Raw genomic sequence first — 13137 nt, forward strand, 5'->3', positions numbered from 1 at the left:
TGATGATTCGATGAACGGGACGCCGTCCCGCCCAACCTTGTGACCCACCTCCATGGCGCGACTGACCCGACACTATGCTCATTGGCCTCCGGGGGTGCCTCACACCCTGGAAGCGCCCGAATGCAATCTCTTCGACTTTCTGGCAGCCAGTGCCGCGCGGTGCCCTGAGAAGACCGCCATCGACTATTACGGCGCGCAGATGAGCTACCGCACGCTGCTCGACGCCGTGCTCAAGCTCGCGGGCTACATGCAGCAGCGCCTGTCGGTGCGTCGCGGCGAGCGTGTGGTGCTGCTCATGCAGAACTGTCCGCAATTCGCCATCGCGTACTACGCGGTGTTGCGTTGCGGCGCGGTCGTCGTTCCGGCGAATCCCATGTGCACGCCCGCCGAGGTCGCCTATTACGTGGCGGACTCCGGCGCTCGCGTGGCCGTCACCACGCAGGACATGCTGCCGCGCCTCACGCCGCTGCTCGATAACGGCGCGCTCGCCGGATGTCTCGTCGGCGCGTGCTCCGAGTTCGCCGGCCAGCCGCGCGACGTGCCGTTCATGGAGATTCCCGCGTTCGTGCGCGAGCCGCGTCAGCGCTTCACGCATCCGGGCGTGCACGAATTCGCGGGCGCGCTGGCCGCGGGCATCGCGCCGACGCCGCTCGTCGATACGGCGGGGCTGGCGGTCATCGGCTACACGTCCGGCACGACCGGCGAACCGAAGGGCGCGATGCTCAGCCATCGCGCGTTCTCGTATGTGGTCAGCCAGCGCGTGCTGTGGTTCTCCGACAATCCCGATAGCAGCGACCTGATCACGCTGCCCGTGAATCACGTGGCGGGCATGTGTGCGCTCAATCAGGCGCTGGTTCAGGCGCGGACCATGGTGATGCTCGCGCGCTGGGACGCGGCGGCCGTGCCGCGTTTGATCGAGCACCATCGCATCGGTTGCTGGGCGGCGGTCACGCCGATGCTCGTCGAACTGCTCGGGCGCCCGGAACTGGCCCAGCACGACGTGTCGTCGCTCAGGCGGCTCTACGGCGGCGCCACCGCGATGCCCGAAGCCGTGGCGCGTCAGGTCGAGCAACGCCTGGGCGTGCCGTACATCGAGTGCTACGGCATGACCGAAACCTGCGGCAGCACGCACATGAATCCGCCGCAAGCGCCGCGTCTGCAGTGCGCCGGTATCCCGCAGATCAACGTCGATTCCCGGGTGATCGATCCCGACAGCGGCGTCGAACTCGGGGTCAATCAACCCGGCGAACTGGTGATGCACTGTCCCACGCAGTTCGACGGCTACTGGGGACGGCCGGAGGCGAGCGCGAGCGCGTTCATCGAGATCGAGGGAAAGCGCTTCGTGCGCAGCGGCGACATCGGCCATTTTGACGACGACGGCTACTTCTACATCACGGACCGGCTCAAGCGAATGATCAACGCGTCCGGGCTGAAGGTATGGCCGGCGGAAATCGAATCGCGCCTGCACGGGCACCCGGCGGTGCAAGAGGCGTGCGTGATCGCGGCACACGATGCGCGCCGGGGCGAGACGGTCAAGGCGCTCGTGGTGCTGCGCGACGATGCGCGCGGCACGCTCACGCCCGACGCGCTGATCGAATGGGCGCGCGGCTGCATGGCTGCCTACAAGGTGCCGCGTCAGATCGAATTTGTTCAAAGCCTGCCGCGCTCGGCCGCCGGCAAGCTGCTGTGGCGCATGGTGCAGGATCAGCAGAATCAGATCGACAGCAAAACGAATCATGTAGCACAGACAGAGGACCGGTGAAACGCCGATCGGCGCGCCAGGTTCCATCGACAGGAGACGGAAGTGAAGCAAATGAACACGTTCTACATCGACGGCTCGTGGGTCGAGCCATCGGTGCCCGCGACATTCGTCGATATCGTCGATCCCTCCACGGAGACCGTCATCGGCAAGCTGGCGATGGGTGGTCCGCAAGACGTCGATCGTGCGGTGGCCGCCGCGCGCGCGGCGTTTCCCGAATGGTCGCGCACGAGCCGCCAGATGCGGCTCGCATTGCTCGAGCGCGTCGTGCAGTGCTACAAGGCGCGCATGGCGGATCTTGCCGCCGCCGTGACCGATGAAATGGGCGCGCCGTCGTGGCTGAGCCGCGACCTGCATGTGCCGGCCGGGCTCGGTCAGATCGCCACGACCATCGACGCGTTGAGGGACTTTCCCTTCGAGACGCAACGAGGTGCGACGCGCATTGTGCGCGAGGCGGTCGGCGTTGCCGCGCTCATCACACCGTGGAACTGGCCGCTCAATCAGATCGCCGCGAAGGTGGCGCCCGCGCTGGCGGCGGGTTGCACGGTGGTGTTGAAGCCATCCGAAGCCGCGCCGCTCGACGCGTACCTGTTCGCCGAGATTCTTCACGAGGCGGGCGTGCCGCGCGGCGTCTTCAACATGATTCATGGCGATGGCGAACGTGTCGGCGCGGCATTGTCCGCGAACCGCGACGTCGATATGGTGTCGATCACCGGCTCCACGCGCGCGGGCGTCGCGGTCGCGATGAACGCGGCGCCGACCGTGAAGCGCGTCGCGCAGGAGCTGGGCGGCAAGTCTCCGTATCTCATTCTCGACGACGCGGACCTCGCGTCGGCCGTCGCAGCCGGCGTGACCAGTTGCATGATGAACTCGGGGCAAACGTGCATCGCGCCGACGCGCATGCTCGTGCCGCGGCAACACTATGCGGCGGCGGTGGAGATCGCGGCTGCCACGGCGTCCGCGCTGACCGTGGGCGATCCGCGCGATGCCGCGACCAAGCTCGGGCCGCTCGCCAATCGCGCGCAGTTCGACCGCGTGCAGCAGATGATCGCGACGGGCATGCGCGAAGGCGCGCGGATCGTCGCGGGCGGTCCGGGCCGTCCCGATGGCATCACGCATGGCTTCTACGTTAGGCCGACCGTCTTCGCGGACGTCGGCTACGGCATGACAATCGCGCGCGAAGAAATCTTCGCTCCGGTTCTCGTGATGCTTCCCTACGACGACGAATCGCACGGCATCTTCGTCGCCAACGATACCGACTACGGCCTCGCAGCCTACGTTTGGTCCGCCGACGCCGCGCGCGCGCAACGCGTGGCGGGCGAACTGCGCGCCGGCGCGGTGATGATCAACGGCGCGCGCATGGACCTGGGTGCGCCGTTCGGCGGCTACAAGCGCTCGGGCAACGGGCGCGAGTTCGGCGAATACGGCATCGCGGAATTTCTCGAGTTCAAGTCGGTGGTCGCTGGCGCGCGCTGAAAGGCGCCGCGAATGAATACAGTTCGCGCTACAGAATAAGGATTGCGAAATGAGTCATGACGGGAAGAACAATCACAACGCGTCGAACGTGACGGAGTTCGACTATATCGTCGTCGGAGCGGGGTCGGCGGGGTGTGCCGTGGCAAGCCGGCTCGCCGAAGACGACGGCGTGACGGTGGCATTGCTCGAAGCCGGACCGAACGATCACCATTACACGGTATGGACGCCCATCGGCATCGCGAAGACGGCGGGACGCCAGGGGCTGCGCAACTACGGCTACTACTCGGAGCCGCAGAGCGGCATGGACGGCCGATGCTCGTGGCAGCCGCGCGGACGTGGTCTGGGCGGTTCGTCGTCGATCAACGCGATGGTGTATATCCGCGGTCATCGCCACGATTACGACCACTGGGCCAAGCTCGGCTGCGACGGCTGGAGTTACGCGGATGTGCTGCCGTACTTCCGGCGCAGCGAATGCAACGAGCGTTATGAAGGCCGCGACGACAATCCGTGGCACGGCGGTTCCGGGCCGCTCTACGTGAGCGATCTGCGCAGTCCGAATCCTTATTCGCGACGCTTCCTGCAGGCCGCGCAACAGGCGGGCGTCCGTCCGAACAACGACTTCAACGGCGAGCGGCAGGAAGGCGTCGGACTGTTTCAGGTCACGCAGCACAACGGCGAGCGCTGGAATGCCGCACGCGCTTATTTGCATCGGGGCAACGCGCACGACTTGAACCTGAACGGAGGCCGCAACGGACTGTCCGTGCTGACCGATACGCAGGTTTTGCGCATCGACTTCGAAGGGCGTCGCGCGGTCGGCGTGACCGTCGTGCGCGCGGGCGTGGAGCATACGCTGCGCGCCCGGCGCGAAGTGATCGTGAGCGGCGGAACCTACAATTCTCCGCAATTGCTCATGGCCTCGGGCGTCGGACCGGCCGAGCACTTGCGCAGCCTCGGCATCGACATCGTGCACGATCTGCCGGGCGTGGGCGAGAACCTGCACGATCATCCGGACATCGTCATCAATAAACAGGTCGATTCGATCGACCTGTTCGGCTATTCGGCGCGCGGTTTCGTGCGCATGTTCAGCGAGGTGATGCGTTACCGGCGTCATCGGACGGGCATGGTGGCGTCGAACATCGCGGAGGCGGGCGCGTTCGTGCGCAGCCGTCCCGAGCTTGCCGCGCCGGATCTGCAACTGCACTTCGCGGCGGCGATGGTCGGCGACCGCGGCAAGGGCAGCAAGCCGAAGCACGGCTATTCGTGTCACGCGTGCGTCTTGCGGCCGCATAGCCGGGGCCATGTCCGACTGAAGTCGGCCGATATGCGCGAAGCGCCGCTGATCGACCCGCGGCTGCTTTCCGACGAGCGCGATCTCGAAGGTCTCGTCACGGGCGTCAAGCTGATTCGCCGCATCTTCGCGCAACCCGCGCTCGCGAGCGAAGGCGGGCGCGAGCTTGCGACGGAAGCCTTCGGCGACGACAACGCCAACGACGAGGCCATTCGCGAGTTCGTCCGGGCGAAGGCGGACACGGTGTTTCACCCGGTCGGCACCTGCCGCATGGGCACCGACGACATGGCGGTGGTCGATCCGCAACTTCGCGTGCGCGGCGTCGAGGGGCTGCGTGTCGTGGATGCGTCGATCATGCCCACGGTGCCGGCCGGCAACACGAACGCTCCAGCCATCATGGTGGGCGAAAAAGCTGCTTCCATGATCCGAAGCGCCAACAGATGAAAGCTCGCCCGCACGCGCGCCGCGCGCGTGCGCAACGCGACTCAACGGAGACAATATGAGCACCACATACGAGCCCTTCAAAGCATGGCGCGTCGCATTGCTGATGCTGGCGTTTCTGATGGTCAACTTCTTCGACAAGGTGGTCATCGGCTTGCTGGCCGTGCCCATCATGGACGAACTTCACATGACGCCGATGCAGTTCGGCATCGTCAGCAGCAGCTTCTTCTGGCTGTTCGCGGCGGGCGGCATCGGCGGCGGCTTTCTCGCGAACCGCTTCTCCGCGCGCACGCTCGCCTTGCTGATGGCGCTCGCCTGGTCGCTGTGCCAGTTGCCGCTGGTCGTTTCGACGTCGATGGCGGTGTTCATCGTGGCGCGCGTCGCGCTCGGATTGACGGAGGGGCCTGCTTATCCCGTCGCCGTGCATGCCGTCTACAAATGGTTTCCGCCCAGCAAGCGGATTCTGCCCGTGTCGCTCTTCGTGGCGGGCGGCAGCCTGGGGCTGCTGGGCGCGGGCGTGCTGGTGCCGCTCGTGACCCGGCACTGGGGATGGCGGACGAACTTCATCATGATGTGCATCATCGGCGTGATCTGGTCGATCATCTGGATGGCCTTCGGCAAGGAAGGCCGTCTCGATGAAGCCGCCACTTCGACCGGCTCGCAGGCGACCGTGCCGTATCGCCGCCTGCTTTCGGATAGAACCGTGCTCGGCAGCATGCTGCTGCAGTTCGCCTCGTACTGGGGCGTCGCGCTCGGCTTCACGTGGTTGCCCGTGTACTTCCAGAAGGGCTTGTCCTACGACGCCGTCGCCTCGGGACGCTACTACGCTCTCGTGATGGCGGCGGCGGTGCCGGTATCGCTCGGCCTGTCGTTCTTCGCGCAGCGCATGATCGCGCGCGGCGTGCGATCGCGCATCTCGCGCGGCTGGTTCACCGCCGCGTGTCTCTTCACGTCGGGTCTCGGTTTCATGAGCGTGCTCGACGGTCACATGCCGCTGGGCCTGCGTCTCGGCATTCTGATCGTGACCTTCGGCTGCACGCCGATCGCCTATGGACTGTGCCCGGCGATGCTCGCCGAAGTCACGCCCGCGCCCCAACGCGCCGCGATTCTGGCGATCGGCAATTCGGTGGCGTCGCTGGCCGGCGTCATCGCGCCCGTGGTGATGGGCCGGCTCGTGCAGAACATAGCCGGCGCGTCCGGCTATGAAGCGGGATTCGCGGTATGCGGCGCGCTGGGCGTGGCGGGGAGCATCATCGGCGCCATGCTCATTCATCCGGAGCGCACCATGAAGCGTCTGCGAGTGGGGCCGTTCCACGCCGAGCTTTCGACGGGCGAGTCTCCCGCGACTGCGACGGCTGCAAGGGCAAGCTGAGCCTACTCGCAGTTCATCGGCGCGGCAAAGGTGCAATCTCAAGCGCCTTTGCCGCGCATTTCTTTGCGCCAGTAAATGAAACGGGCGTCGCCTCTTGTGAAGGCGACGCCCGTTGTGTCTTGCGGCTCGATGGTTAGAACGAGTGCCGGACGCCGAGCAGCACCGCGATGGTCGCCTTGTCCGGCGCGACGAGCTGACCGTACGTGACCGGCACGCGCATCGTGCCCATGTTGTTCACGCCGCCCAGGTCCGCGTAGAAGACGGTCCGCTTCGACACGCTGTAGTCGGCGGCCACCACCCACGTGATCGACTTGTTCGCCGAGTTGTTCTTGTCCCGCAGGTAATAGACGCCGCTCGTCACGTCGAAGGCCGGCGTGAAGCGATATCCCGCACCGAGCGACCAGAGGTCGTAGTTCACGAGATTCGAATGCGCGGGGCTTCGGCCATTGCTGTACGAACCCGATACCGAAAAGCCGCTGAACGTGTATTTCGCACCGAAGTACAGTTGCCGGTTGTTGTCGACGCCGGTGGGCGCGGCGGGCGCGACGGGCGACGGGTTCGTGTCGTGCGCGTCGTAGAAGGCCGCGGCGAGATCGAGACCATAGTTCTGATACGTCAGCACAGCCGATTCGCGCTGATTGGCCGGGAAGCTGCCCGCGACGCCGCCCGGCGCATATTCGAGCGCGAGCTGCGCGCCCGCGATGCGAGGCGTCCGGTAGATGAGCGCGTTGCTGTCGAAGAGCGCGCCGATCGGCACATTCGTGCTCGCGCCCGACCATCCCGCCTGGAAGTTCATGCCCGCCCACGCAGTCAGCACGCTGCCGAAGTATTGCGCGTGACGAACGTCGGTATCGACCATCGCGATGGCAATGGGTGCGATCTGGCGGCCGACATCGAACGAACCGAACGGCCCCGATACGCCGACACGCGCGATCTGGTTGAAGAGCGCCACGGTGCCGGCCGTATCGGGCAGGCCCATGGCGCCGGTGCCGGTGTTGAACGCGCTTTGCAGCTTGAAGTTGAGACGATAGCCGCCGCCCAGGTCTTCGGTTCCCAGCAAACCCCAGAAGCTGGAATAGATGCCTCCGTCCTTGTAGCGGAACACGGACCCCGTATTGGCCGCCCTCGGCGCGAGCGTCGCGGCAGAGGTGTTTTGATAAAGCAAGCCCGCATCGAGTGCGCCGAACAGCGTGACCGAGCTTTGCGCGTGTGCTCCTGTTGCCATGACTGCGAGTGCAGCGGCAGCGACCAACCTCAACTTCATAGCGTCTCCTGTCTGTGTATCCGGTCGCCTCGAGGCGGCCGTTTATGTAGCGTCCGCCGAACGGGCAACGCTCCGCTTGGTCCGGACATAGATAAGGTGCAGCGCAAAGCGCAATTTGATGCCCCCCAACGTTGGGGGGCGCGCACGCATCGGCCATAAGCACTGTTGTGCATGCACGGACACCTTTGACCGGCACCATCGCGGGCCGGTACGCCACGACGATGTTCACTACCTGGCGACGCTTATGAACCCCCAGCGGTGGGGGGCTTTTCGATCGGGGCGCTCCCGTACGATCGATCAAACTGGACAGGCGCTTATGCATCGCGTTTGCCGTTATTCTGGAGAGCTACGCATGGATTTTCGATCGGATCCGGGCCTCAGTGCATTCCGCGAAGAGGTACGCGATTTTCTGCGCAAGCATTTGCCGTCCGGCTTGCCGCGCCGGCGCGACCGCGTGCGTTCGCCGCGCGAAGAGCTGAGACAGTGGCAACGCATTCTGAACGAATACGGATGGGGCGCGCCGTATTGGGCGGAAGAACACGGCGGCACGGGCTGGAGCGTGCCTCAGTGTCTCGTGTTCGATGAAGAGTGTTCGGCGGCAGGCACGCCTTCGCAGGATACGTTCGCGCAAAGGCTGGTCGGTCCGGTGCTCAATCATTTCGCGACGTCCGAGCAGAAGGCCGAACACGTGACGCCCATTCTTCGTGGCGAGCGCATCTGGTGCCAGGGCTTTTCCGAGCCCGGCTCCGGGTCCGATCTGGCGTCGCTGCGCACGCAGGCCGTGCGTGACGGCGACCATTACGTCGTGAATGGACAGAAGATCTGGACGAGCTACGGTCATGAAGCCGACTGGATCTTCCTGCTCGTGCGCACGGATACGACCGTCAAGAAGCAGGCCGGCATCAGCTTCCTGCTCGTCGATATGAAATCGCCGGGCATCACGGTGCGGCCGATCATCAGCATCGACGGCCGTCATCACCTGAACGAAACGTTCTTCGACAACGTTCGCGTGCCCGTGGGCAACCGCATCGGCGCGGAAGGTGACGGCTGGACGCTCACGAAGTTCCTGCTCAACAACGAACATGCATCGACGGCCGATCTGCCGTCGCTGAAGCGCTTTCAGCGCAAGCTGCGCACGCTCGCGCGCGAAACCCGTTTCGGCGATGCGCCGCTCATCGAACGCAGCGATGTGGCGTTGCGGCTCGCCGGCCTCGACGCCGAGTTGCAAGCCATCACGGTGCTCGTGCAGCGCGTGGCCGCGCTGGAAAAGGACCATAGCCCCGCCACGCATGCGCTCGGTTCCATCCTCAAGGTTCGCGGCACGGAGTTGCAGCAGAAGATGAGCGCGTTTCTCGTCGAGTGTCTGGGCGATCACGGCGCGGTCGCATGGACGGGTGCGCGAGGCGAGGGCGCGGGCGCGCAGGCGGCGGGATCGCTGCAGGAAGAAGCGCAGGGCATCGCCGCCGAAATGTTCTTCCGTCGCGCGACCACCATTTACGGCGGGACGAGCGAAGTACAGCGCGGCATTGTCGCGAAGATGATGTTTCAGTTCTGAGGATATTGGCCGACATGAATTTCAATCTGAATGACGAGCAGCAGTTGCTTCAGGACAGCGTGCGCCGTTTCATCGACAAGGCCTACGCATTCGAGACGCGCAACGCCATCGTGAAAGCGGCGCGGGGCGGCAACGCGGAAAATTGGCGCATGTTCGCGGACAACGGCTGGCTTGCCGCCGCGCTGCCGGAAGCGTACGGCGGACTGGGCGGCACGCTGCTCGATACCGCGCTGATCACGCAGCAGTTCGGGCGCGCGCTCGTGGTCGAGCCGTACCTGGGCTGCGCGGTGCTTGCCGCGCAGACGCTCGTGGCCGCGGCAGGTCCGGCGGTGATGGACACGTTGCTGCCCGCGATTGCCGACGGTTCGCAACGCGTGGCGCTCGCGTACAGCGAAGCGGCGTCGCGTGGCGATCCCGCGATCGTGCAGACCACGGCGACATGCACGAAGGACGGCTATCGCATCGATGGCACGAAGACGCTCGTGCTCGGCGCGGCCGATGCCGACTGGTTCATCGTGTCGGCGCGGGTGGCGGATGGCGCTAGCGTCGACGATGGCGTTTCGCTCTTTCTGCTGCGCGCCGGATCGCCGGGGCTGACGCAACAGCCGCTTCCGCTGCACGACGGCACGCATGCGGCCGAACTGACGTTCGCGCAGGTGGCCGTGCCTGCGAGCGCGCTGCTGGGCGAGCGCGGCGCGGGTCTTCGGGCGTTGCGGCATGGCTTGTCGCACGGCATCACCGCGCTGTGCGCCGAACTGGTCGGCGCGATGGAGCGGGCTATCGAGATCACCGCGGAGTATCTGAAGGTGCGCAAGCAGTTCGGCGTGGCGATCGGCAGCTTTCAGTCGCTGCAGCATCGCATGGCGGACATGGCGGCAGAACTCGAACTATCGCGTTCGATGCTGTACGCGATGCTCGCTGCGTTCGAGGGCGAATGCGAAAAGACGCAGCGGCTCACGGTATCGCAAGGCAAGGCGTTCATCGGACGCGCGGCGAAGTGGGTCTGCGGGCAGGCCATTCAGTTGCACGGCGGCATCGGCATGACTGAAGAGTACGCCGTCGGCCACTATTTCAAGCGGGCGATCGTCGCGGACATTCTGTTCGGCACCAGCGATCAGCATGAAGCAGCGAACGCGGTCGCGCTACAGGAAGCGTTGCGTGCCGAAAGCGAAGCGGCTTGACGTGGGTTGTCCGTGCGCGTGGCGTTGACATCGGGCACGGACACTAGACGAGCGGTGCGCAGCTGCAACTAAACCTTTCCGCGCGACGGAGACCAACATAATCGTGACCGCTTTTGCGTTTGCATTGCCGACCACGACCGACAGCCGATTCCTCTTCGATCACCCGCAAAAGCACCAACGCGCATGGATGCATTCAATCCATGCGCGTTTTTCTTTCCATGGAACGGAGGCGCGGCTCAGCGAACAGCGCCCGCTTCCCGCAGATGCGCGATCGAAGGTAAATCGTAGCCGGCCGCGAGAAGCACTTCGTCGGTATGCTCGCCGAGCATCGGCGCGCGACGATAAACGCCGCCCGGCGTGCTGCCCATCTTGATCGGAACGCCGGCGATCTTGACGCGCTTCGCCGATCCGGGCTGCTCGACATCCACGAGCATGTCGCGCACGCGATAGTGCGAGTCGTCGAAAATCTCCGCCGATGTGTAGACCGGGCCGAACGGCACGCGTCCGCCGAAGCATTCGGCAAGCTCGGCCTTCGTCCGCACCGACGTGAACGCTTCGACGATCTCCACCACCAACGGCGTGTGCTTCACGCGCGCAGCGTTCGTGGCGAAGCGCGGGTCGTCGATCAGTTCGGGGCGGCCGATTGCATTCGCGAACTTTTCCCAGAAGCCGTCGTGCGCGACGGCAATCGACGCCCAGCCATCGCGTGCCCGAAAGAGCCCGAACGGGCAGAGCAGCGGATGCCGATTCCCTTCCGGCGCCGGCACGACACCCGTGTACGACGTCTGATAGACGATGCGCTCGCACATGGCGAGCACGCAATCCGTCATGGCGACGTCGACGAACTGTCCTTCGCCGGTCTCGCGCGCCCGCAGCACGGCGGCCAGCAAGCCGATGCAAAGCATCAGCGCGGGCACTGTGTCACCCACGCCGGGGCCGATTTTCATCGGCGTTTCGCTATCCGGACCGGTGATGCCCATCATGCCGCCCATCGCCTGGGAGACGACATCGTAGGCGGGCCAGTCCGCGTAAGGGCTTTCGCCGCTGCGCGGATCGCCGAATCCGCGAACCGCGCCGTAGACGAGCCGGGGATTGACCTCGCGCAGCGCTTCCCACGCGAGCCCGAGCCGCTCCATGACGCCCGAGCGGAAATTCTCGACGACGATGTCCGCGCCTTCGATCAGCTTGCGCACCACCGCGAGACCTTGCGGCGTCTTCAGATCCACGGCGACCGATCGCTTGTTGCGGTTCACGCTCTGAAAATAGCCGCCGTATTCGCGCAGCGTGTCGTCGTCGCAATAGGGGCCGTTGGCGCGCGTGCCGTCGCCCGTCAATCCTTCGATCTTGACGACGTCGGCGCCGTGATCGGCAAGAATCTGCGTGCAGAAAGGACCGGCCAGCATTTGCGTGAGATCGATCACGCGTATGCCCTTGAGGGCGCCGCCGGAACGCGCCGCGTCGCTCGAAATGCGCTCCATGTGCTTCTCCAGTGTCTTGCGAAGGATGATTACGCGGCGAGCTTGCCGAGCAGGGCGTCGGAGATGATGCGCATCTGGATCTCCGATGTGCCTTCGAAGATCTTCGTGAGGCGCGCGTCGCGCCAGTAGCGTTCGGCGGCGAAGTGCGTCGTGTAGCCCGCGCCGCCGTGAATCTGCAAGCCCTCGCTCGTCACGCGCTCGGACATTTCGCTCGCGAAGAGCTTCACCATGGCGGCTTCGGTGTCGCAGCGCCTGCCGTCATCGATCTGTTCGCACACGGAATACAACAGCGCGCGCGATGCCTCGATCTGCGTGGCCATGTCCGCGAGCTTGAAGCGAATGGCCTGGAAATGGCCGATGGGCGAGCCGAACTGCGCACGATCGCGGGCATACGCGAGCGAGTCGTCGAGACTGCCCTGAGCGAGGCCGATCGAGCGTGCCGCCGTGTGCGCGCGCGCGGTTTCGAGGCCCGCCGTCGCGATATAGAACGCCTTGCCTTCCTCGCCGACCATGCTGGACGCGGGCACGCGGCAGCCGTCGAACGCGAGTTCCCACGTCGTCCAGCCGTGATAGCCGATCTTCGGAATCGGGCTGCCCTTGACGTTCGCGGGCAATTCGCCGCGCGGCTTTTCGACCATGAACGCGGAGAGCCCGCGATGACGCGCTTTCGGATCGACTTCCGGGTTCGTGCGCGCGATCACGAGGATGAAATCGGCTTCGTCGGCGAACGTGCACCAGTACTTGCTGCCCGTGATGACCCATTCGTCGCCATCGCGCACCGCGCGACAGGAAATATTCGCGACGTCCGAGCCCGCGTTCGGCTCGGAAAGCGAGAACGCGCCGAGATATTCGCCGCGCGCCATGCGGGGCAGATACTCCGCCTTCTTCTCCGGCGAAAGGCTCTTGAGCGCGCCGATCAAACCGTTGCCCCGCGCGATCAGGCTCGCCACGCTCATCCAGCCGCGCGCAAGCTGTTCGGCGACGAGGCAGTATTCGTAAGCGCCGAGACCCAGCCCGCCGTATTCCTCCGGAATGAGGATGCCGAAGTAACCCAGCTCGGCCATTTCATCGATCAACTCGCGCGGAATCGTGCCCTTCTCGGGATCGAGCTTGTTGGCGAGCGGCAGGACGCGTTCCATCGTGAACTGGCGCGCGGATTCCTGAATCATGCGTCGTTCATCGGTGAGTCTTTGCATCGGGGTCTCCTTGAAGATCGGGTCGTGTGGCGGAGCGCATGTGCGCACGCATATGTACGGACATAGTAGCAGCGTGAATCGCGAGCGTTTCGACAAAATCGGGGGGTGTTAAGTGCATAAAAGCGCT

Annotated in this window: 9 protein-coding genes; 6 read left to right on the top strand and 3 right to left on the bottom strand. The window is 65.2% G+C overall.

Going from position 1 to position 13137, the window contains the following annotated elements; all coding sequences use genetic code 11:
* The first annotated feature begins 52 nt into the window (after positions 1 to 52).
* The 4 genes from NCR39_RS04005 to NCR39_RS04020 are packed head-to-tail and all read left to right on the top strand — an operon-like array spanning position 53 to position 6336.
* Positions 53 to 1762 (top strand): long-chain-fatty-acid--CoA ligase, encoded by a 1710-nt coding sequence (locus NCR39_RS04005; RefSeq protein WP_284507084.1) that lies wholly within the window; start codon positions 53 to 55, stop codon positions 1760 to 1762.
* A 42-nt stretch (positions 1763 to 1804) separates the two neighbouring features.
* Positions 1805 to 3235, top strand: coding sequence for an aldehyde dehydrogenase family protein (locus tag NCR39_RS04010; RefSeq protein ID WP_250450848.1), 1431 nt, complete (start codon positions 1805 to 1807; stop codon positions 3233 to 3235).
* A gap of 49 nt (positions 3236 to 3284) precedes the next feature.
* Positions 3285 to 4967 carry a GMC family oxidoreductase gene (locus NCR39_RS04015; RefSeq protein WP_250450850.1) on the top strand — a complete coding sequence of 561 codons (1683 nt, stop codon included), beginning with the start codon at positions 3285 to 3287 and terminating at the stop codon, positions 4965 to 4967.
* 55 nt (positions 4968 to 5022) lie between these two features.
* Entirely contained in the window at positions 5023 to 6336 is a 1314-nt protein-coding gene (locus NCR39_RS04020; protein WP_250450852.1) for an MFS transporter, read from the top strand.
* Between the two features lie 133 nt (positions 6337 to 6469).
* Here the strand turns inward: NCR39_RS04020 and NCR39_RS04025 are convergent, their stop codons facing one another.
* Entirely contained in the window at positions 6470 to 7600 is a 1131-nt protein-coding gene (locus tag NCR39_RS04025; RefSeq protein ID WP_250450853.1) for a porin, read from the bottom strand.
* 352 nt (positions 7601 to 7952) lie between these two features.
* Between NCR39_RS04025 and NCR39_RS04030 the strand changes: the two genes are divergently transcribed.
* Positions 7953 to 9155, top strand: coding sequence for an acyl-CoA dehydrogenase family protein (locus tag NCR39_RS04030; protein WP_250450854.1), 1203 nt, complete (start codon positions 7953 to 7955; stop codon positions 9153 to 9155).
* Between the two features lie 14 nt (positions 9156 to 9169).
* Positions 9170 to 10336: an acyl-CoA dehydrogenase family protein gene (locus NCR39_RS04035; RefSeq protein WP_250450855.1), complete on the top strand. Its 1167-nt coding sequence runs from the start codon at positions 9170 to 9172 to the stop codon at positions 10334 to 10336.
* A gap of 236 nt (positions 10337 to 10572) precedes the next feature.
* Here the strand turns inward: NCR39_RS04035 and NCR39_RS04040 are convergent, their stop codons facing one another.
* A complete protein-coding gene (locus NCR39_RS04040; protein WP_250450856.1) occupies positions 10573 to 11814 on the bottom strand; it encodes a CaiB/BaiF CoA transferase family protein in 1242 nt (413 codons plus the stop codon).
* Between the two features lie 29 nt (positions 11815 to 11843).
* The gene (locus NCR39_RS04045; RefSeq protein WP_250450857.1) at positions 11844 to 13010 is read right to left on the bottom strand and encodes an acyl-CoA dehydrogenase family protein; all 1167 of its coding nucleotides are present in this window, start codon (positions 13008 to 13010) and stop codon (positions 11844 to 11846) included.
* Positions 13011 to 13137 lie beyond the last annotated feature (127 nt).

It is taken from the genome of Caballeronia sp. ATUFL_M2_KS44, assembly GCF_023630965.1.
Taxonomy (GTDB): Bacteria; Pseudomonadota; Gammaproteobacteria; order Burkholderiales; family Burkholderiaceae; genus Caballeronia; species Caballeronia concitans.